This is a genomic window from Arthrobacter sp. AIWTK1 (assembly GCF_056680535.1).
The window spans coordinates 1,204,191-1,224,969 of the sequence record NZ_CM155287.1 but is presented as its reverse complement, the minus strand read 5'-3'; the positions used below and the strand labels follow the sequence as shown (position 1 = coordinate 1,224,969).

Annotated in this window: 18 protein-coding genes and 1 pseudogene; 6 read left to right on the top strand and 13 right to left on the bottom strand. The window is 66.5% G+C overall.

The annotated features are described in order from the left end of the window. Nucleotides 1–28: 28 nt before the first annotated feature. The 8 genes from trpS to glyA form a co-directional block, all read right to left on the bottom strand. Nucleotides 29–1,072, bottom strand: a complete 1,044-nt coding sequence (trpS, locus tag AC1MDG_RS05735; RefSeq protein WP_479808051.1) for a tryptophan--tRNA ligase — start codon at nucleotides 1,070–1,072, stop codon at nucleotides 29–31. A 20-nt stretch (nucleotides 1,073–1,092) separates the two neighbouring features. Then, nucleotides 1,093–1,926, bottom strand: a complete 834-nt coding sequence (locus AC1MDG_RS05730; protein ID WP_043479403.1) for an exodeoxyribonuclease III — start codon at nucleotides 1,924–1,926, stop codon at nucleotides 1,093–1,095. A gap of 10 nt (nucleotides 1,927–1,936) precedes the next feature. Next, a complete protein-coding gene (locus AC1MDG_RS05725; RefSeq protein ID WP_043479318.1) occupies nucleotides 1,937–2,500 on the bottom strand; it encodes a hypothetical protein in 564 nt (187 codons plus the stop codon). Nucleotides 2,501–2,558: 58 nt separating this feature from the next. Then, the gene (locus AC1MDG_RS05720) at nucleotides 2,559–3,392 is read right to left on the bottom strand and encodes an ABC transporter permease (RefSeq protein ID WP_043479317.1); all 834 of its coding nucleotides are present in this window, start codon (nucleotides 3,390–3,392) and stop codon (nucleotides 2,559–2,561) included. Further along, nucleotides 3,389–4,267, bottom strand: coding sequence for an ABC transporter permease (locus tag AC1MDG_RS05715; protein WP_479808049.1), 879 nt, complete (start codon nucleotides 4,265–4,267; stop codon nucleotides 3,389–3,391). Before AC1MDG_RS05715 ends, AC1MDG_RS05720 begins: the two co-directional genes overlap by 4 nt. After that, complete coding sequence (locus tag AC1MDG_RS05710) at nucleotides 4,260–5,183, bottom strand: ABC transporter ATP-binding protein (RefSeq protein WP_479809025.1); 924 nt, start codon at nucleotides 5,181–5,183, stop codon at nucleotides 4,260–4,262. Before AC1MDG_RS05710 ends, AC1MDG_RS05715 begins: the two co-directional genes overlap by 8 nt. A gap of 249 nt (nucleotides 5,184–5,432) precedes the next feature. Further along, entirely contained in the window at nucleotides 5,433–6,341 is a 909-nt protein-coding gene (locus AC1MDG_RS05705) for a bifunctional methylenetetrahydrofolate dehydrogenase/methenyltetrahydrofolate cyclohydrolase (RefSeq protein ID WP_479808048.1), read from the bottom strand. Between the two features lie 8 nt (nucleotides 6,342–6,349). Continuing rightward, nucleotides 6,350–7,657 (bottom strand): serine hydroxymethyltransferase, encoded by a 1,308-nt coding sequence (gene glyA / locus AC1MDG_RS05700; RefSeq protein WP_479808047.1) that lies wholly within the window; start codon nucleotides 7,655–7,657, stop codon nucleotides 6,350–6,352. 268 nt (nucleotides 7,658–7,925) lie between these two features. On the opposite strand from glyA, the gene purU reads away from it, so the two are divergent. Further along, nucleotides 7,926–8,786 (top strand): formyltetrahydrofolate deformylase, encoded by an 861-nt coding sequence (purU, locus tag AC1MDG_RS05695; RefSeq protein ID WP_043479397.1) that lies wholly within the window; start codon nucleotides 7,926–7,928, stop codon nucleotides 8,784–8,786. Between the two features lie 13 nt (nucleotides 8,787–8,799). Next, on the top strand, nucleotides 8,800–9,489 hold the full coding sequence (locus AC1MDG_RS05690; protein ID WP_479808045.1) for a class I SAM-dependent methyltransferase: 690 nt from the start codon (nucleotides 8,800–8,802) through the stop codon (nucleotides 9,487–9,489). A 73-nt stretch (nucleotides 9,490–9,562) separates the two neighbouring features. On the opposite strand, the gene AC1MDG_RS05685 is transcribed toward AC1MDG_RS05690, so the two are convergent. Further along, nucleotides 9,563–10,150: a DUF2231 domain-containing protein gene (locus AC1MDG_RS05685; RefSeq protein WP_479808043.1), complete on the bottom strand. Its 588-nt coding sequence runs from the start codon at nucleotides 10,148–10,150 to the stop codon at nucleotides 9,563–9,565. A 103-nt stretch (nucleotides 10,151–10,253) separates the two neighbouring features. Between AC1MDG_RS05685 and AC1MDG_RS05680 the strand changes: the two genes are divergently transcribed. Beyond that, nucleotides 10,254–10,775, top strand: coding sequence for a gamma carbonic anhydrase family protein (locus AC1MDG_RS05680; protein ID WP_479808042.1), 522 nt, complete (start codon nucleotides 10,254–10,256; stop codon nucleotides 10,773–10,775). Between the two features lie 53 nt (nucleotides 10,776–10,828). Here AC1MDG_RS05680 and AC1MDG_RS05675 read toward each other — a convergent pair whose 3' ends face one another. Both AC1MDG_RS05675 and AC1MDG_RS05670 read right to left on the bottom strand, forming a co-directional pair. Further along, nucleotides 10,829–12,559 (bottom strand): flavin monoamine oxidase family protein, encoded by a 1,731-nt coding sequence (locus tag AC1MDG_RS05675; protein WP_479808041.1) that lies wholly within the window; start codon nucleotides 12,557–12,559, stop codon nucleotides 10,829–10,831. Further along, the gene (locus tag AC1MDG_RS05670) at nucleotides 12,556–14,091 is read right to left on the bottom strand and encodes an amino acid permease (protein WP_479808039.1); all 1,536 of its coding nucleotides are present in this window, start codon (nucleotides 14,089–14,091) and stop codon (nucleotides 12,556–12,558) included. Before AC1MDG_RS05670 ends, AC1MDG_RS05675 begins: the two co-directional genes overlap by 4 nt. 102 nt (nucleotides 14,092–14,193) lie before the next feature. On the opposite strand from AC1MDG_RS05670, the gene alr reads away from it, so the two are divergent. Both alr and AC1MDG_RS05660 read left to right on the top strand, forming a co-directional pair. Next, nucleotides 14,194–15,402, top strand: coding sequence for an alanine racemase (alr, locus tag AC1MDG_RS05665; protein ID WP_479808037.1), 1,209 nt, complete (start codon nucleotides 14,194–14,196; stop codon nucleotides 15,400–15,402). Further along, nucleotides 15,383–17,074, top strand: a complete 1,692-nt coding sequence (locus AC1MDG_RS05660; protein WP_479808036.1) for a PucR family transcriptional regulator — start codon at nucleotides 15,383–15,385, stop codon at nucleotides 17,072–17,074. Before alr ends, AC1MDG_RS05660 begins: the two co-directional genes overlap by 20 nt. Here the strand turns inward: AC1MDG_RS05660 and AC1MDG_RS05655 are convergent. Further along, nucleotides 17,056–17,847 (bottom strand): annotated as a pseudogene (locus AC1MDG_RS05655) (nitrilase-related carbon-nitrogen hydrolase); the annotation flags it as partial. The gene AC1MDG_RS05660 and the pseudogene AC1MDG_RS05655 sit on opposite strands and share 19 nt — an antisense overlap. 146 nt (nucleotides 17,848–17,993) lie before the next feature. Continuing rightward, complete coding sequence (locus AC1MDG_RS05650) at nucleotides 17,994–19,418, bottom strand: polysaccharide deacetylase family protein (protein WP_479808035.1); 1,425 nt, start codon at nucleotides 19,416–19,418, stop codon at nucleotides 17,994–17,996. Between the two features lie 142 nt (nucleotides 19,419–19,560). On the opposite strand from AC1MDG_RS05650, the gene AC1MDG_RS05645 reads away from it, so the two are divergent. Next, on the top strand, nucleotides 19,561–20,751 hold the full coding sequence (locus AC1MDG_RS05645) for an ROK family transcriptional regulator (protein WP_043479304.1): 1,191 nt from the start codon (nucleotides 19,561–19,563) through the stop codon (nucleotides 20,749–20,751). Nucleotides 20,752–20,779: the final 28 nt, after the last annotated feature.

The window sequence follows — 20,779 nt, the reverse complement described above, 5'->3', positions numbered from 1 at the left end:
TGTGACTTTGCTGGCTGATGACATGGGGCTAGCGGACTCCTGCGAGGGTGAGGGACGGCAGGAAGCCCATGCGCTCATAGACCTGGCCGAGAGTCACGGAGGCGATTTCCCGGGCACGTTCGGCGCCCTGGGCCAGGAGCCTGTCCAGCTCTGCCGGATCCGCCATCAGTTCGTTGGTCCGGTCCCGGAGGGGGGTGATGAAATCCACCATGACGTCCGCGAGGTCCTTTTTGAGGTGGCCGTACATCTTGCCCTGGTACTCCGCCTCCAGTTCGGCCACGGACTTCCCGGTGAGCGTCGAATAGATGGTGAGCAGGTTGGAAACGCCCGGCTTGGCTTCGGCGTCGAACCGGATCTCAGTCCCGGTGTCCGTCACTGCGGACTTGATGCGCTTCGCCGCGATCTTGGGGTCCTCCAGGAGCTGGATGGAACCGTGTGGCGACCCGCCTGTCTTGGACATCTTCGCCGTGGGGCTCTGGAGGTCGTAGATCTTGGCGGTGGCCTTGAGGATGGTGGCCTCGGGCACCGTGAACGTGTGGCCAAAGCGGGTATTGAAGCGCTGGGCCAGGTTCCGGGTCAGCTCCAGGTGCTGCCGCTGGTCCTCGCCCACCGGGACGAGGTCGGTCTGGTACAGGAGGATGTCCGCTGCCATCAGGGTGGGATAGGCGAACAGGCCGAGCGTTGCGGCGTCTGCCCCCGACTTCTGTGTCTTGTCCTTGAACTGCGTCATCCGGGAAGCCTCGCCGAAGCCGGTAATGCAGTTCAGCGCCCAAGCCAGCTGCGCGTGCTCGGGGACGTGGGACTGGACGAAGAAGATGCTCTTGTCCGGGTCGATGCCGGCCGCAATGTACTGGGCAGCAACCACGCGGGTGCGCTTGGCCAGCTCTGCCGGTTCGAAATCAACGGTGATGGCGTGGAGGTCCGGAATGAAGAACACGGCATCGTATTCCGCCTGCATGTCCACCCAGTTGCGGACAGCACCGATGTAGTTGCCCAGGTGCAGCGAGTCCGCTGTGGGCTTGGCACCGGAAAGGATGCGTTTCTTGGTCACCGTGGAAGTCGAGCTAGTCATTGTAAGAAAAACCTTCGGGCTTAGAGCTGGTAGTCCACTACCAGCGGTGCGTGGTCGGAGAAGCGGGTGTCCCATGACGGCGCCCGGTCCACGGTCGCCGAGACGGCGGCTGCGGCAAGGGCGGGAGTGGCCATGTGGTAGTCGATGCGCCAGCCTGTATCGGTATCAAAGGCCTTGCCGCGCTGGGACCACCAGGTGTAGGGGCCGTCGACGTTTCCCGCCAAGCCCCTGTGGACATCCCTCCATCCGATTTCTTCGCCGAAGAAGCGGTCAAAGTACGCGCGCTCCTCGGGGAGGAAGCCTGCGCGCTTGACGTTGCCCTTCCAGTTCCTGATATCCAGCTCCGTGTGGCCCACGTTCAGGTCACCCACCACGAGGGCGTGGTCGCTGTGCTTCGCCAGCTCGGGAAGTCGGGTGGTCATGACATCGAGGAAGCGGTACTTGTCGTCCTGCTTAGGGGTTCCGGCCTCGCCGGAGTGAACGTAGGCGCTCGCCACGGTCAGGTGGACCGGGGCGCCGGCAGCGTCCGTCAAGCGGAAGTCAGCCTCCACCCAGCGGCCGGCGGTGGCGAAGTAGTCGTCTCCGATGTGCGGGCGCGTTGCAAGCGGCTCGGTCCGGGAGGCAATGGCCACGCCTGCGCGGCCCTTGGCATCGGCTTCTTCATGCAGGATGAACCAGTCGTCGCCCAGGAGTTCCCGGACGATCTTGTCCGGCGCCCTGACCTCCTGCAGGCAAAGTATGTCCACCTCGCGGGGCTCAAGCCACTCCGCCATGCCGTTACGGTAGGCAGCGCGGAGGCCGTTGACGTTGACTGATGCGATGCGAAGGTGGTCCTTCTTCAATGCCGAGCTCACCCGCTCCACTCTAGTCGATGATGGTTCCGCTGACAGGTTCGTCAGCACCACCGGAGGACTTGATCATGTCCCTGGCATTGGTGGCCGTGATTTCGATGGTTTCCAACGCGCGGCGGATGGTGTCCTGGTCCGCGGCAGCGTCCTTGGCCCGTTCCTGCTCAACGACCCGGACCTGGACCTGGACGATCTTGAAGGAGTGGTCCAGCTTCATGTCACGGACCTCGTCGGCTTCGTTGCGCGACCGGACCAGGCGAGTACCGCCGTGGTCGGCGCTCCCCGACGACGGCGCGCGGCCGGTCGCGGCGTTGAAGGCGTTCTGTGCCTCGTTGAGTTTGGCGGTCGCCTTCTTGGCCGCTTTCTGGATGCTGAAGACGACGAACGCTGCCAGCGCGAGCCAGAAGCCGGCGATGACCGCCACAACCCAGCCGACGACGTCGTTCTGGTTGGCAGCGAAGATGACCGCCACCACGAAGGCGACGACAAACACCATCATTCCCGGGCCGCTGATTCGCAGCATGGAGAACCCGCCCTTGGCCGGGTTGGACGCAGAGTGAGGGTTACCCAAAGTTCGCATGGGTCTATTGTCTCAAATGCCGGAGCGGGCAAATGGATGCTTCCACCCGGGGCGAACGCTACTTCAGGAACAGCTTGCGCAGCCGTCCGGCCGTGAGCATGACGCCCAGCACGATCATCACGAGGTAGTAGCCGATGTGGATGGCGGTGGCGGGGGTGAAAATTCCCACGCTGATCTGCCGGAGCAGCTCCACCCCGTGCCACAGCGGCATGGCCTGGATCAGCCACTGGATGTACTGCGGATACACGCTCAGCGGGTAGAACGTGGCGCTGAAAAGGAACATCGGCAGCATCACGAAGTTGATCCAGTCCATCTGCTGGAAGGTCTTCATGAAACTGGTGATCCCCATCCCGAAGCTGGCAAAACCGAAGGCGATCAGCACGGACGCGGGAATCATCAGGATGGCCCACGGTGTGGTGATCAGGCCCATGACGCCCATGACGGCGGTGAACCCGGTGGCGTACAGCAGGCCCCGCAGCAGAGCCAGGAAGATCTCCCCCATGGCCACGTCCAGCGGACCCAGCGAGGTGTAGAGCATGCCCTGGTACAGCTTGGCGAAGTTCATCTTGAAGAAGACGTTCCACGTGGAGTCGTACACGGCGCCGTTCATCGCGGACACCGCCAGGAGCGCCGGCGCGATATATGCGGCGTAGCTGATTTCCTGGCCGCCGGGCCCCTGCACGGCGCCCACGATGGCGCCAAGGCCCACCCCCATGGAGATCAGGTACAGCACCGGCTCGAAGAAGCCGGAGAGCATCACCATCCAGTTGCTGCTCTTGGTGGCCATGAGGCCGCGGGCAATGACCGCCCTGACGTTCCGTGAGTACATCGGCCCGAAGCGGCGGTTGCGCGCCGCCTCGGTGACACTGTGGCCTTCGGTGAGCGCGCTCATTGACCCAGCCTCCGGGCGAACTGGCGCTTGGTGAGCATCCACCCCGCCACTGCGAGGCCAACCAGGAACACAAGGTGCAGGACGGTCAGCAGGGGTGGCTCCTCGTAGCCGTAGCTGAAGACGCGGCCCAGTTCGGTGCCGTGCCAGATCGGAGAAATCCACCCGATCCACCGCACCGCGAGCGGCAGGGAATCGAGCGGGAAGAAGGTTCCGGAAAACAGGAACAACGGCGTCACGATAAACCTCATCACCATGGCGAATTGTCCCTTGTCGTCCTTGATGGAGGCGGCATAGGCCATCAGCGGCAGGCCGAAGGAGAGCCCCGCGAGGGTGGCGACCAGGATTGACACCCAGCCCCAGCCGCTCGGTGAGGCGCCGAAAAGCGCCACCACCACGAAGTAGATGGCGGACTGCAGCAGGAACCGGAGGGTCACCGCCATGATGTGGCCGGAAGCGATCTGTTCAGGCGTGAGCGGCGAAGCGTGCGGCCCGTAGTAAACGCGCCGCCATTTAAAACCGTCCATGACCGGGAACGTGAATTCGTTGGCTGCCGTCATCACGGCAGCCGAGATCAGCAGCGCCGGGGCAATGAATGCCAGGTAGCTGACCCCGCCGAACCCGGCGTCGCTGTTCGTGTCCACGAGCGTGGCCAGGCCCACCCCCATGGCGAAGAGGTAGGCCACCGGCTGGCCCACGCCGTACATGAGAATGGTCCAGCCGTAGCCCTTCATGACGCGGAGGACCTGCTCGGCGTAGTAGAAGGATCCCCACCGGCGGGCACGGGCCGCTGAAACTGCCGGCGAATGGGCGCGCAGCACTGCAGGCCTGGCCGGCCCTCCGGCGTCCGCCACGGACGGCGCGGACCGCTCAGTCAACGAGGCTCCTCCCGGTGAGGCGGAGGAAGACATCCTCCAGGGATGACCGGCGCACCAGTGACGTGAGCGGACGCAGTCCACGGGCGGACACCTGTTCCAGCGCCGCCTCGCCGTCGTGCGCATAGATCAGCACGCGGTCCGGGAGCGTCTCAACCCGCTCGCCGATTCCTTCGAGTTCGGCGCCGATCGTTGGGTTGCGTTCCGAGCCGAAGCGCAGCTCCAGGACTTCCCGGGTGGAGTACTCACGGATCAGGCTGGAAGGCGATCCCTCGGCCATGATGCGCCCCTTGTCCACCACGATGAGGCGGTCGCACAGCTGTTCCGCCTCGTCCATGTAATGCGTGGTGAGGATCAGCGTGACACCCTGCTCCTTGAGCCGGAAGAGCCTGTCCCAGAGGATGTGCCGGGCCTGCGGGTCCAGGCCCGTGGTGGGCTCGTCCAGCAGCAGGATCCGGGGTTCGTTGATCAGCGAGCGCGCAATGGTCAGCCGCCGCTTCATGCCTCCGGACAGTGCATCCACCTTGGACTTCGCCTTGTCCGTGAGCTGGGCGAACTCCAGCAGTTCATCAGCCTTGGGCCGCAGGTAGCTCATCGGCAGTCCGAAGTAGCGGCCGTAGACAAGGAGGTTGTCCCGGACCCGGAGCTCTTCGTCCAGGTTGTCCTGCTGCGGCACGACGCCGAGGTGGGCGCGGACTTCCGGACCGTGGCTTTCCGGGTCGAGCCCCATGATGGACAGGCTCCCGGAGGTGCGCTGGGAGACACCGCCGATCATCTTCATCGTGGTGGATTTGCCTGCACCGTTGGGGCCAAGCAGCCCGAAGGCTTCACCGGCCGGAACACTGAAGGAAATACCGTCGACGGCGGTGACGTCGCCATATTTCTTAGTGAGGTTTTCAGCGGTGATGACGTACTGCATCGGGTCGCCCTGGGTCTGGCTGCGGGATTGTTTGCTTGACAGTTCTTCGTGGGACACAAGTTCAGGCACCCACACAACGTTAGTACGCACGTTCGAACAAAGAAAGAGTTGGACCTCAAAAAATCCATTCGATGTGGTTGGGCATGCGGGAATACATATCCTGCGGTCCAGGCTGCCTGTTAAACCGAAAGGGCGCCTACTCCCAAGGAAGTAGGCGCCCTTCGTGCCAGTTACCTGGCCCACCCGAAACTAGGCGGTGCCGGCGCTTTTCGCTGCCAGCCGGCGTTCCGCGGCTTCGACCACGTTGGTCATGAGCAGCGCCACGGTCATGGGCCCCACGCCGCCGGGGTTCGGCGAGATCCAGCCCGCCACCTCGGCAGCAGCGGGATCGATGTCGCCGTGGACCTTGCTCTTGCCCGTCTCAGGATCGGTTTCACGGGTGACGCCGACGTCGAGCAGGGCCGCGCCCGGCTTGACGTCCGCAGCCTTGACGATGTGCTTGGCACCCGCCGCGCCCACAATGACGTCCGCCTGCCGCAGCAGCTCCGAGAGGTTCTCGGTGCCCGTGTGCGTCAGCGTCACGGTGGCGTTCACGGACCGCCGGGTGAGCAGCAGGCCGATCGTGCGGCCGATCGTGACACCGCGGCCGACCACAACGACGTGCTTGCCCGAGAGGCTGTAGCCGTTGCGCTCCAGGAGCTCGATGACGCCGCGGGGCGTGCACGGCAGCGGCGAGGTGATCTCGCCGCTGACGTTGAGCACCAGCCGGCCAAGGTTGGTCGGGTGCAGGCCGTCGGCATCCTTGGCGGGGTCAATCCGCTCAAGGATGGCGTCAGTGTCCAAGTGCTTGGGCAGCGGCAGCTGCACGATGTAGCCGTGGCAGGCCGGGTCCCCATTGAGTTCGTCAATGAGGGCCTCGACCTCGGCCTGGGTGGCATCCGCCGGAAGCTCACGCTGGATCGAGTTCATCCCGATCCCCACAGACTGCTTGTGCTTCATGGACACGTACAGCTGCGAGGCAGGGTCCGCGCCCACGAGAACGGTGGCAATGCCCGGAGTGATTCCGTGGGCCTTCAGGGTGGCGACGCGCTCAGCCAGCTCGGACTTGATGGCGGCAGCGGCGGCCTTGCCGTCGAGGATCTTCGCGGTCTGCGCCATGGACGGGGTCACCACTGCTCGTGCTGCGGGTACAGCGGGAAGTCGGCGGCAAGCTTGTCCACCCGGGCCTGCAGGGCCTCCACGTCCGTGGCGGAGCCGGCCTTCAGCGCGGTGGCGATGATCTCGGCAACCTCGGTGAATTCCTCGGCGCCGAAGCCGCGGGTGGCCAGGGCCGGAGTACCAATGCGGAGGCCGGAGGTGACCATCGGCGGGCGGGGATCGAACGGAACGGCGTTGCGGTTGACCGTGATGCCGACCGAGTGGAGGAGGTCCTCGGCCTGCTGGCCGTCCAGCTGGGAATTGCGCAGGTCCACCAGGACCAGGTGCACGTCGGTGCCGCCGGTGAGCACGGAGATCCCGGCTTCGGCGACGTCAGCCTGGTTCAGGCGGTCGGCGATGATCTTGGCACCTTCGAGGACGCGCTGCTGGCGCTCCTTGAATTCGGCGGTTCCGGCGATCTTGAAGGCAACGGCCTTCGCGGCGATGACGTGCATGAGCGGTCCGCCCTGCTGGCCCGGGAAGACGTTGGAGTTGAGCTTCTTGGCCCATTCCTGCTTGGCCAGGATCACACCGGAACGGGGACCTGCGAGGGTCTTGTGCACGGTGGAGGTGACGACGTCGGAGTGCGGCACCGGGCTCGGGTGGAGGCCCGCGGCCACCAGACCGGCGAAGTGCGCCATGTCGGTCCAGAGCAGCGCGCCCACTTCATCAGCGATGGAGCGGAAGGCTGCGAAGTCCAGGTGGCGCGGGTAGGCGGACCAGCCGGCGATGATGACCTGGGGCTTCTCGGCGATGGCCTGCTCGCGGAGCTTGTCCATGTCGACGCGGAAGGTGTCCTGCTCCACCTGGTACGCGGCAACCTGGTACAGCTTGCCGGAGAAGTTGAGCTTCATGCCGTGCGTCAGGTGGCCGCCGTGGGCCAGTGAGAGGCCCAGGATCTTGTCGCCGGGAGTGATCATGGCGGAGAGTGCTGCGGCGTTGGCCTGCGCACCGGAGTGCGGCTGGACGTTGGCGTATTCTGCGCCGAACAGGTCCTTGACGCGGTCGATCGCCAGCTGCTCGGCGATGTCCACGTATTCGCAGCCGCCGTAGTAGCGGCGGCCCGGGTAGCCCTCGGCGTACTTGTTGGTCAGGACGGAGCCCTGGGCTTCCATCACAGCGCGCGGGGCGAAGTTTTCGGAGGCGATCATTTCCAGGGTGCCGCGCTGGCGGCCGAGCTCCTGGTCAAGTACGGCGGCGATCTCGGGGTCGAGCTCAGCCAGCGGCAGGTTACTGACGGCGGAGGAAGTGCTGACGGAAGTCGGTGAAGTGGTCACGAAAAACTCCTGGCTAGGGATGGGCACTGCTAAGGTCAGGCTACCGGCTGTGACGCGGCTCCGCCCCTAGGTTACGGGCAGGACAGCGCCTGGGTTCGGCGGCGGTTAAACTGCCGTCCGGCAAAACATGACCCTCGGCCCAGGCGTACGATCCGTGGTCTTCGTAAGTGCCGCTCCCTGATGGTTAGCCATCCAACGCCAGTTGCGACCGGTTAAGACTATCAAAACCTTTCCTGACGGCGACTCCGGCGCGGGTAGGCTGTTCTTCGTGATTGAAGACCAGCTTTCCTCCGCTTACGTACTGACTCTCTCCTGTCCGGACCGGCCCGGCATCGTGCATGCCGTAGCGGGCGCGCTGCTCGTGGCCGGCTGCAACATTACGGACTCGCAGCAGTACGGCAGCCAGACCACCGGCACGTTCTTCATGCGCGTGGAGGTCACCACTGCAGCTTCGCAGTCGGACGTCCACGCTGCCCTGGAGCCGGTGGCCGAGGCCTTCGGCATGCAGTGGAGCCTGAATCCCGCGGGTCGGAAGGTCCGCACGCTCCTGATGGCAAGCAAGTCCGCCCACTGCCTCAACGACCTCCTGTTCCTGCAGCGCTCCGGTACGCTGCCCATTGACATCCCCGCCATCGTGTCCAACCACGAGGACCTTGCCGGCCTGGCGGAGTTCTACGGCATTCCGTTCCACTACATTCCGGTGACTGCGGACACCAAGGACCGGGCCGAGGACCAGCTGCGGAAGATCATCGCCGAGGAAGACATCGAGTTGACCGTCCTGGCCCGCTACATGCAGATCCTGTCCAACGAGCTGTGCACGGAGCTCACCGGCAAGGCCATCAACATCCACCACTCGTTCCTGCCCTCCTTCAAGGGTGCCAAGCCGTACCACCAGGCCCATGCCCGCGGCGTGAAGCTGATCGGCGCCACGGCACACTACGTCACAGCGGCCCTCGACGAGGGGCCCATCATCGAGCAGGAAGTCATCCGCGTGGACCACCGCCGCACGGCAGAGCAGTTCGTGCAGATGGGCCGGGATGTGGAAGGCCGCACGCTGGCCCAGGCCGTCCAGTGGCACGCCGAGCACCGGGTGCTGCTGGACGGAAACAACACCGTCGTCTTCAACTAGGGTCCGGCAGGACGTGGCCCCGGCCGGCGACGACTCCGCAGCGCAGCGGCACAGCGGCGAGGACCGGCTGGCTGCGTTCTACAACCAGCGCGCCGTCCTGCATCCGGAGCACCCGCTGACACCGCAGCGGGTACGGCAGCGGGCGGCGTTCGTAGCCAGGCTCAAGGCCGAGGGCCGGCACGGGGTGTTGGAGATCGGCACAGGCCCGGGGCTTGACGGGCTGAGCTTCGTGCAGGCCGGCATCCACTACACGGGTGTGGACCTGTCGGAGGAGCAGGTCCGGGTAGCAACCGCCAAGGGCCTGAACGTGTCGGTTGCCAGTGCGAGGAACCTGCCGTTCGCCGACGGCGTCTTCCCGGCACTGTGGACCATGAGCACGCTGCTGCACATCCCGAACACGGACATCGACGACGTCGTCGGTGAACTCGTGCGGGTGGCCGCGCCGGGGGCGCCGATCGCCGTCGGCCTTTGGTCCGGGGACGATGAAGAAGTGCTCAACCCCGAGGACGTGATCCAGCCTCCGCGCTTTTTCAGCCGGCGCAGCGACGCCGCGCTGCAGCGGCTCTTCGGCCGGCACGGCGAGGTCGAGGAATTCGTCACGTGGCCGGAGGGCACCGGCGCCGAGTCGGGCCCCGGCGCCGGACACTGGACGCAGCACTACCAGTTCCTGGTCCTGCGCACTCCCCCGACCCAACCCAACTAGGTAGCAGCAGATGTCGTTCTGAGCGCTCAAAACGACACCTGCTGCTACCTAGTTGGGGGAACACCGGGAGGGCCTAGGTTCCCCTGCGCGCGCTACCCATGTAGCCGCCCAGGAAAGCGGCTGCAATCGTGACGAGAGCCCCGAGCCGTGCCAGCCCGACGCCGAGCCTGTGCCTGCCCCGGAGCCGTGCAACCCAGGAGCCGGCGAAGATCAGCACGGCCGCGCCGTTCAAGCCCGCATGGATGATGCCAACCCGCTGCGTTCCCCGGCCGGCCAACGACCACTCCGCCCATCCTGACAGCGCGGTGGGCACGGCTGAAACGACGCCGAGGCCCATCAGGCGGGTTGCCGCCCGCTGGGTCCCTTCATCCGGGTACAGGTCCAGGTACAGGGCCATGAACCACGCGCCGAAAGGCACGTCGGTGAGGATGCCGTGCAGTGGTATTGCGGTTGCATCGCCGTGGAGGAAACTGCGGACTCGCTCGTTGCGGACCAGGCGGCCAGCCTTTGGCTCGGCCGCACGGACAGCCGGGTCAAGGACCTCCAGCTGCTCAATCCGCCGCATCAACCGGCGGAAGCGGCTGAGCCCGCCCGCTCCGGTCTTCCGCAGCTGAAGTCCTTGCAGTTCCAAACCGTGAAGGTCCAAGCCCCGAAGTTCCATGGCCCCATGCTAGTGAGCCAGCCCCGCGGCGTCACTAGGCAAAAAGTCCGTTGTGCGGTGTCCTCATCGGAGGGCTCACGGGGAAGTGTCCTAGGCTGGGCTCATGGCTCCTCTATATCCCTTTGCCGGCACCAGCCCGGATGTCCACCCTTCCGTTTTCGTCGCCCCCAGCGCATCAGTGATCGGCAACGCCACCCTCGCCGAGAACGCCAGCGCGTTCTACGGCGTCTCGGTCCGCGCGGACACCGCCGCGATCAAGGTGGGAATCGGCAGCAACCTGCAGGACAACGTAGTGCTGCACGCCGACCCGGGGTTCCCCTGCACCGTCGGCGCCCGGGTCAGCGTGGGCCACAGCGCCGTCGTCCACGGCTGCACCGTGGAGGATGACTGCCTGATCGGCATGAGTGCCACCATCCTGAACGGTGCGGTGATCGGCGCCGGCTCGCTGGTGGCGGCCGGCGCCGTGGTGCTCGAAGGAACGGTCATCCCGCCCCGTTCCCTGGTGGCGGGCGTCCCGGCCAAAGTCCGCCGGGAACTCACCGACGAGGAGTTCGACGGCGTGAAGCGCAACGCCGCGCACTACCGCGAACTGGCGCAGGCGCACCGGGAGATGCACGCCGGCTAACGGCTGATTGAGCCCGCCGGGAAACAGGTTTCGGCAGGCTCAACCACCGGCCGTCAGTCCAGGCTGATCGGACCGAGAGCGTCGAGCAGTTCCCCCGGCCCCGGGTTCCCGGCCGCCGAGCGGCCGCCGAGGTGGTTCACCACGCCCCACACCGCGTTGAGGCCGGTGGTGACTGCGCCCTCGGCCCAGCCGGCGGTGAAGGAGACGTCGTCCCCGGCCAGGAAGATGCCGCGCTGCGACTCCGGGAGCTTGTCCTGCTTGAAGTGCGTGAACAGCCGCTGCTGGTAACGGTAGTGCCCGGGCAGGTTTGCCTTGAAGGCGCCCATGAAGTTGGGGTCCGCCTCCCAGGAGACCGTGATGGGCTGGCCGATGATGTGGCTGGCGATGTCCACGCCCGGGTAGATCTGTTCCAGGGAATGCAGCATGAGCTCCACGCGCTGGTCCGCATCAAGCGCGAGCCATTTCAGGGCGTCGTCGTTCCAGGTGTAGGAGAGCAGGATGACCGCGGGCTTGTCCGGCCCGTCATCCAGCAGGTAGGTGGCACGGTTCAGCCGGTCCGTGAGGGTCATGGACAGCACGTCGCGGCCGGTGTCCGGGTCGGTGTCCTTCCAGAACGGGCGGTCCACCATCACGAAGGTCTTGGAGGACTGCATGTAGTGCGAGCGTTCGATCGCGGTCCACAGCTCCGCCGGGAACAGTGCCTCTTCAGTGTGGATCCGGGTGGACAGCAGCCAGGACTGGCAGGTGGTGACGACGGCGGCGTAGCTCGCTTCCCGGCCCCAGCGTTCGCGGAGGCGGAGATCGCCGTTGGCGTCCCGGCTGATCCGGTCCACGGCGCCGCGCGGTGAGCCTGAATGCAGGGACGCGAGTGACGTCCCTTCCGGCCAGTGGGCCATGCCCGACGGCGCGTGCTGCCACAGTGCCTCGGGGAGCCGCTGCGCTCCCCCGGCAATGAGGCGGTGCTGGTCGTCGGCGTCCGTATATACAACTCGCAGGATTTCGAGGATGGAATTGGGGAAGTCGGTGTCCCAGCCGCCGGTGCCGAATCCCACCTGCCCGAATGCCTCGCGGTGCGCGAAGCCCGCTGCCTTGAAGGACTCACTGGCGGCAATGAAGCCGTAGAACGTCTGTTCGTCCATGAGCGGCAGGAGCTCGTTCCAGATCTCCTTGATGCGGGCGGTGTCCCGCGCCCGGATGGCCTCCTGCATTTCGGTGAACATGGCGCCGTCGTTCACTGCGGCCTTCCAGGCGTCTGCCACTTCGCGGAAGAACGGCGGCAGGTCCGCCGGCGTGCTCGCGTAGTGCTTCTGTCCGGCCAGTTCGATGACGGTGCTGGAGGTTGCGGCGGCCAGCGGGTTCGGGAACTCCTGGGTCTGCAGGCCCAGCAGGTCCACGTAGTGGTAGAACGCCTTGCCGGACACCGGGAACCGCATGCCGCCAAGGTCCGCCACCACGCCCGGGGCTGAGGGGAAGCTGGCGGTCCGCAGCCGGCCGCCGATCTGGTCTGCCTCGTACAGGACCGGGCGGAGCCCCAGTTTCATCAGTTCGTAGGCGGTGACCAGGCCGGACAGGCCCGCGCCGACAACTGCCACTTCGGTCCCGTACAGCTCGGGCGGCACAGAGCCGAGGCCGTCCGGGTGGGCCAGGTAGTGGTCGTAGCTGAAGGGGAAGTCCGGGTTCAGCATGGTGATGGGGGCCTCGGCTGCCCGCGCCGCAGTGGTGGCGGATTCCAGGCTAGGCGCCGCAGCGGGATCGTTGGCCGGCAGTTCGGTGGCGATGGTCATGAAAGCTCTGCCTTCGTTGGTTCGGGGGTGGACAGTGTTGAAGCTTGGCGCCCGCTCAGTTCACGGTATTCCTCGTGGCCCAGCGCCGCCACCCTGGAGTGCTTCCGGCCGTAGCCGAAGTAGGCTGCGAGGCCCACCAGCATCCAGATGCCGAACACCGCCCAGGTGTCGGCGCCGAGGTTGGCCATGAGGTAGGCGCACATGAGGGCACCGAGGATGGGGGTCAGCGGGAACAACGGCACGCGGAAGGTGCGCTTGAGTTCAGGACGGTTGCGGCGCAGGTAGATGACGGCCACGTTGACCAGCGCGAAGGCGAACAGAGTGCCGATGCTGGTGGCGTCCGCCAGGTCACCGAGCGGTACCAGTCCGGCGGTGAGGGCCACGAGGATGCCGACGATCAGGGTCCCTGCGACCGGAGTGCCTGTGCGGGTCGACACGCGTCCAAAGACCCTGGGGATCAGGCCGTCGCGGGACATGGAGAGCAGGATGCGGGTCTGGCCGTAGAGGACGGTCAGGACGATGCTGGCTATAGCCAGTACTGCGCCGACGGCGAAGACGAGTGCGATCCACGGCTGACCGGTGGTTTCTTCGAGGATTTTCACGAGCGCGGCTTCGGTGCCGTCGAACCAGCCCCAGGGACGGGCGCCGATGGCGGCGACAGCCACGAGGACGTAGATTGTGGTGACGATGACCATGGAGAGCATGATGGCGCGCGGCAGGTCCCGCTTGGGATTGCGGGCTTCCTCGCCGGCGGTGGAGGCGGCGTCGAAGCCGATGTAGGAAAAGAACACGGTGGAGGCGGCGGCGGAAACGCCGGCGGCGCCCATCGGCAGGAGCGGCTCGAAGTTGCCTGCGTTGAAGGCGGTGAAGGCCACGGCGCAGAAGAAGAGGAGGATGGCCACCTTGACCACCACGATCGCGGTGTTGATCCAGGCGCTTTCCCGGGCACCACGGACCAGCAGGATGGTGGCCAGGACCACGATGACCATGGCCGGGATGTTCATGATGCCGCCGTCACCGGGCGGCTGCGAAACGGCGTCGGGCAGGACCTGCCCGAACACTGCCAGGGTTTCGTTCACGTACTGGCCGGCGCCGACGGCCACGGCCGCCACCGACACGGCGTACTCGAGCACCAGGCACCAGCCGCAGATCCACGCCATGCCTTCGCCCATGGTGGCGTAGGTGTAGGAGTAGCTGGAACCGGCCACCGGCACCAGACCTGCCATTTCGGCGTAGGAGACGGCCGAGAGCAGGGCGGCCAGGCCGGCGATGGCGAACGAAATCCAGATCGCGGGACCGGCCAGAGGCACGGATTCGCCGAGGATCACCAGGATGCCGGTTCCCAGCGTGGCGCCCACGCTGATCATGGTCAGCTGCAGGACTCCGAAGCTGCGGACCAGTTTGGTGCCGCCGTGGCCGTTGTCGGCCTCGCTGACCATCTGGCCGATCGGCTTGCGGCGCAGCAGTTGAGCAGCAAGGCCCGGACGGCGGGCAGCGGCCGGCGGCCGGCCGGTGAGTGTAGGCGCAGTCATCATTGACGTCCGTTCGTGAGTAGTTATCGGCTTTCCCCTGGACCAGCTTAGGTTTGTGAGCCACCTCTCACCGTTGTGCAAATTGCCCTATAGTGTTCTGGCATGAGACTTAATGCACACATCGAGGGCGCGCAGAACGCGGCTCTCACCGGGCAGGTCAGCGTTGACCTCTCGGCCATTTCGGACAATATCCGCACCCTCCGCCAGCGGTCCGCGGCACCCCATTTCATGGCCGTGGTGAAAGGGAACGCCTACGGCCACGGGCTCGTTGACGTCGCCCGGGCGGCGCTCTCCGCCGGCGCGGACTGGCTGGGAACGGCACAGCTTCATGAGGCGATCGCCCTGCGCCGGGCGGGGATCACCGCCCCGGTGTTGTCCTGGCTGTACCTTGCGGCGGCCTCGAGCGGGACGATCCGGGAAGCGCTGGAGTACGACGTCGATGTCTCGCTGGGCAGCGTCGCCCAGCTCAACGTCGTGGCCGGCATCGCCCGCCGGCTGGGCCGTCCCGCCGTCGTCCACCTTGAACTCGACACAGGGCTGAGCCGCGGCGGAGCGCGCGCGGAGGACTGGGCGGAGCTCGTGGCCGCAGCCAGGACGGCGGAGCGCGACGGCACCCTCTCGGTGCGGGGTGTCTGGACGCACCTTGCCTGGGCCGATGTTCCGGCGCACCCGGCCAATCTGGCGGCAGTGGACGCGTTCGAAGAGGCCGTCCTCGCGGCCAGGGCGGCTGGCCTGGACCCGGAACTCCGGCACGTCTCGAGTTCGGCCAATATCCTTGACCGGCCCGAGTTCGCGTTCGACATGGTGCGCGCCGGCCTGGCTTTCTACGGGCTGGCGCCTGCGGACCACCTGGCCCCGGCCGACTTCGGCCTGCGCCCCGCCCTGACCGTGACGGCGCCCGTGGTGCTGGTCAAGAAAGTGCCCGCCGGAACCGGAGTGAGCTACGAGCACCAGGCGATCACGCACGAGCCGCGGTACCTGGGGCTGATACCGCTGGGCTACGCGGACGGCATCCCCAAGGGCATTTCAGGCCGCAGCCTGATCCTCCTCGGCGGCCGCCGGGTACCGGTGATCGGCAAGGTCTGCATGGACCAGTTCATGGTGGACCTGGGCCCGGACGCCAACGGGGTGGCCGTTGGTGACACAGCCGTGCTATTTGGCGATCCGCGCACCGGGGCGGCGAGCGCCGATGACTGGGGTGCGGCGATCGGCAGCCACGGCGACGAGATCATCAACCGGATCGCCCCGCGCCTGCCGCGGGCCTACGAGTGCCCGGACTACCAGGAAGCCGGTGCCCGCGTTGGCGCCTGAGGCAACCGCCGAGCAGCTCGGCTTCGTCACGCTGGAACAGTTCCTGAACAAACTGCCGGCGGGGCTGAAGATACTCCACGACGGCGGCAACGGCGCCGGGATGCTCCGGTGGGTGGAACCAAGCGAGCTGGAGGATCCCACACCGTACCTGCTGGACGGTGAGTTCATCCTCACGGCCGGGCTGCCGTTCCTCGGCGACGGCGGCAGCGCGGAGAAGGTGGATGCCTATGTGCAGCGGCTGGTCGGCGCCGGGGTGGGGGCGCTGGGGTTCGGACTGGAACCGTACTTCGATGCCGTCCCTGACGCCGTGGTCGAGGCCTGCCGGCGCCACAACCTGACCCTCGTGGAGTTCCCCAGGACTGTTCCGTTCGCCGCGATCGGGCTGGAATTCTCGCAGCTGCTGGAGTCGGACAACGCCCGGGTGTTCCGGCAGCTGGCGGACACCAACCGGCAGCTGATGCGGGCGGTCCTCTCGGCCAGGCCGGAACACGAGCTGCTGGCGGCACTGGTGCAGCGGGTTCCGGCCTGGGCGCTGCTGGTCGGTGCCGACGGCCGGGTCCGCGCCCGGGCCGCTGGCACCGCCGTCGAACTTTCCGCCCTGCAGCCGCTGCTGAAACGGCTGCTGGCCGGCCGCGGCCCCCGGGTGGAGATGGAGCAGCTTGAGGAACCTGGGTCCACGGTGGTGTTCGGCCATCCGCTCCGCAGCACCCGGGACGCCAACCTCGGCGCGCTGGTCCTGGGCTCCGACGGTCCGCTCACCGCGGCCCAGAACAGCGTGGTGTCCTCCGTCGTCGGGCTGCTGGAACTGCTCGTGCGGCAGCGGACCAGCGGTTCGCTGGCACCAAGCCAGCTGGCGACGGCGCTGCTGCTGCACCCGGACACCGTGGCCTCAGGCGGCACGAAGCACGTCAACGGCCTCAAAGACCTCCTCGCGCAAAGCATCTCCTCCACGCGCTCGGCACCCCTACGGGTTGTCCAGGGCGTGAAGGCGGACACTGGCGGCCCTGCGGGCGAAAGCCCTGTGCGGGAACTTCTGCAGTGGCGGCGGATGTTCGACACCAAACTGGTGGAGATCACCGATTACGGCTTTGCCGCCATCACCCGCCTCAAGGTGGACGAGGCACTGCTCGCCGAGACGGAGGCGCTCGGCTGGCGCCTGGTGGTCGGGGATGCCACGGAGTTCCCGGGTCTGGCTTCCGCGTACCAGCGGACCACCTCCCTGCGCGCGCGGGTGCAGGCAACAGGCCGGAGCGCCCGGGTGGATGAGGTGACCTGGTCCGTGGCCGGGCTTCTCGGCCGCGAGGCCGGCACCATGCTTGCGGCCCGGCTGCTGGAACCTGTCCTCGGCCAGGAGGATCCCGAGCGGCGGGACGCCCAGCTGGCGGTGCTGCGGACATGGCTGGGCGAGAACGGGAGCTGGGACGCCACGGCGAAAGCCATGGGCCTGCACCGCAACAGCGTCCGCCGCCAGATCAACGCTCTGGCCGAACTCCTGGACACCGACCTCAACCTGGCCCAGGTGCGGGCGGAGCTCTGGTTTGCCCTTCAGTACGTGGACGAAACTCCGGCAGCTGCTCCCCCGGGTGCCGCCGGCCCCACCGTCGCCACTATTCCTGTTGCCGATACTGATCCTGCTTCCGCCCCCGGGCCGCGCGATTCCCAGTCGCGGTAGAGGTCCGGCCGGCGCTCCCGGAGATACGGCACTCCCTCCCGGGCGTCGCGCGCGCTAGCTGCGGATACTTCCGCGTACAGGAGCTCCGGCGCCGGACCGCCCGCGGCCAACAGGGAGCCGTCCGGCCCGGCTATCACGCTGCCGCCAAGGAATTCACAGCCGTCCTCCTCCCCTGCATGGTTTGCGTAGGCCACGGTCAGCTGGCTCTCCAGCGCCCGGGCCCTCAGCAGGACCTGCGGGACGGAATCGAACCCCTGGGCCAGGGCCGTGGGGACCAGGAGCAGTTCGGCGCCGCGGACGGCGGCGGCGCGCACCGCTTCGGGGAATTCGACGTCGTAACAGATCACCATGGACGTCTTGATTCCGTGAAAATCCACGACGGCGGGGGGTTCGGTTGCGGGGCTGAACGCCTGGCGCTCCTCCGCACCGAACAGGTGCACTTTGGCGTAGTTCAGCAGTTCACTGCCCTCCCGGTCCACCATGGTGGACGTGATCTGCCACCGGCCGTCTGCGGTGACGGCCGGCAGGCTGTAGACCAGCGCGATGCGGTTCCGCCGCGCGATGTCGGCCAGATGCCGGCGGATGGACGGAAGCCTGGCGGGCTCCAGTCCCGCTCGGACCCGGAGTGGCGCATAGCCCACCGGGAACAATTCCGGGGTGAGCAGCACGCGGGCCCCGGCGGCGGCCGCCGTCCGGGCGGCGTGATCCACCGCTGCACAGTTGGCTTCCACATCAAGTACGGCGGCGTTCGCCTGCAGGAGTGCCAGGAGCACCTTTGCCTCCGTATTCCTCAGTCAGGTCCGGGTCATTCCGGTCGCCGGTGTTTCCCGGTCTTCGTCCAGAGTACCGAGGTGCCGCGGACGGCTCTCGGGATATTTTGACCCGCGGAAAGTCAGCGGCGGGCATTGCGCCCGGCCTATCAGGGCACCAGCGAGGCGAGGGTGGTGAATTCGTATCCGCGCGCACGCAGGCCCTCGATGATCGACGGGAGCGCGTCGGCGTCCAGGGTTGACCCGTCGGTTGGATGGGCACCGACGTGCATCAGAACGATCTCACCGGGAGTCGCCGCGGCAAGGACCCGGTCCCGCACGGACGTCACGGAGCGGCCGCCACTGGTGCCCTGCCACCCCAGTGAATCGACTGTCCAGCGGAACGCCACGTAACCGGCGTCGTTGACGACGGCGATGTCGGCCGGCGTCCGGGCGCCGAAAGGGAACCGGAACAACGGCACGGTGGCACGGCCGGCCGCTGCCTTGACCGCACCGTCAGCAGCAGCGAGTTCGGCCATTATTTGTGCGTTGGTCAAGGTGGTGAAGTCGGGATGGGTGTCACTGTGATTGCCCACCGGGTGGCCACCCGCAACCATCGCCTGGACCGCACGCGGGTAATTCCGGGCAAATGCTCCGGTGACAAAGAACGTGGCGTCCACGTCGTTCCGCGCCAAGGTGTCCAGGATTGACGCCACGCCGGCGTCCGAGGCTCCGGCGTCGAACGTCAGGGCAACAACCGGGCGGGTGGTCTGAATCCGCTCAAGATCCACACCACGCCACTGGGCCGGAACTCCCCACGTAGCGGGCACATTGATAACCAGAGGCGCCGGGCTGCCGGCTGCCTGCCATTCGGCAAAGGTGATGGGCCGGTATTCCGTGGGACCCGCGTACCAGATGGTGCTGCTTGAATATTCGCGGTAGAACTGGTCGACTGTCACCCGGTTCACCACCCTCGGGGCGGGGAATGCCTGCTCACGCCACTGGTCGTAGGTGATGGGGGCACCTTGTCCGGTGGCGAGGTCTGACATGCGGGCGATTGTGCTGGTCCATGAGAGTTTAAGGAAGCCCTCATTGTGCCGGCGGTCGAACGTTCGGAACCCGGAGGCCTCCCACTCCGGGTAGCTCAGCACATGACGTACCCCGCCGGGCTCCTCAACCAGGATCTGGGTGGAAGTGCCCCACTGGTAGAAGTAGCTTCCCCCGACGTACGGGACTACCCGCGGTGCAGGCGCTCCCGCCCTTTGCCACGACGCGTAGTCGAGGGCCTCCCAGAGCCATGAATCGCTGTTGGCAGGATCGAAGTAGGTCACTGCGCTGATGGTGGGGGTCCAGGAATACTTCACGTAATCGGTTGGGGCCGGCCTGGGGGCGGGAAATCCGGCCGCGGCCCATTCCGCGTAGGTGATGCTGCGGATTTCGGCGCCGTCACTCACCCGGTAGATGACTCCTGAATACTTCAGCAGGTAGTACCCGTCAGGTATTTGCGCCGCCGTCACGGTGCCGGCCGCGCTGAGACTTCCGAGGATCAGTGCGATGGCGGCCAGTACGGCTGTCAATAGTCTGTGAGGCTTCATGTCCAGCCCCCGATCGTGGGAGTGCCCGGATGGGCCTTTCCTGATAGTAACCCCGGAAGCGGCAACCGTCACGGGCCTTACCGCGATCATCCTTGCGTTAACTTCTTGACTACAACGGTGCAGATAGTGCACGCTTCATTGCATGCCCTCAACACCGCGCTCAACGAGGAGCCGAACCAAGAACCCTGGTTCACAGTCCGCATTGAGGCACCTGAACCAGCAACGGATCATCGAGTGCCTGCTGAACGGTCCGTCAACCCAGGCTGAACTCGCCCGGCAGACCGGCCTGTCCACGGCAACGGTCTCCAACATCGTCAAAATCATGCAGGACGCCGGGCTGGCGTCCACGGAACCGATCACCAGTTCCGGCCGGCGGGCACTGAATGTCCGGCTCAACAGCAACGGCGCCGTTGCCGTTGGCATCGACTTCGGCCGCCGGCACCTCCGGGTGGTCCTCGCGACGCTGAGCTACCACATTATCGCCGAGGAATCGGTGCTGCTGCCGCTGGGCCATCACGCGGACGAAGGCATCCGTGCCGCCGTCGAACTCCTTGCCAAACTGCTAGACGAAAGCGGCGTCGAACGCAGCGCCGTGGTGGGCGCCGGCGTCGGAATCCCCGGACCGATCGACCGCCGGACGGGCACCGTGGCGCAGGGCGCGATCCTCCCCGAGTGGGTAGGCATCAATATCCTGCAGCACCTTGAAGACACCCTGAATTTCCCAGTGTTTGTTGACAACGACGCCAACCTCGGCGCCCTGTCCGAGGTCACGTGGGGGCCTCACAGCGGCATCAGCAACCTGATGTTCCTCAAGATCGGCTCGGGGATCGGCGCCGGACTGATCCTTAACGGCGCCCCGTACTACGGCAACGTGGGCATTACCGGCGAAATCGGCCACGCCACCATCCATGAACACGGCCTCATCTGCCGCTGCGGAAACCGCGGGTGCCTGGAAACCATTGCCTCCACCACAACCATGATCGAGCTCCTGGGCCGCGGCGAGGAGAAGCCGCTCAGCGCCGAGGACATCGTCCGCAAGGCGCTGGACCGGGACTCCGCAACCCTCCGGGTCATAGACGACGCAGGGCTGGCCGTTGGCCGTGCACTCGGGAACGTGGCCAACCTGATCAACCCCGAAGTCATTGTGGTGGGCGGCCCCCTAGCAGGGCTGGGAGACCTGCTCCTGGACCCCATCAGGCGGGGCCTGGTCCGCCATGCAGTGCCCGTCATCGGCGAAACCACCACGCTGACGATGTCGTCGCTCGGGGACCGGGCGGAGGCCCTCGGAGCGGCCGCACTGGTCTTCCAGCATGCGGGAATCCGCCGCTCCTGAACCTTTTCGTTATCTGCCCGTTGCGTTA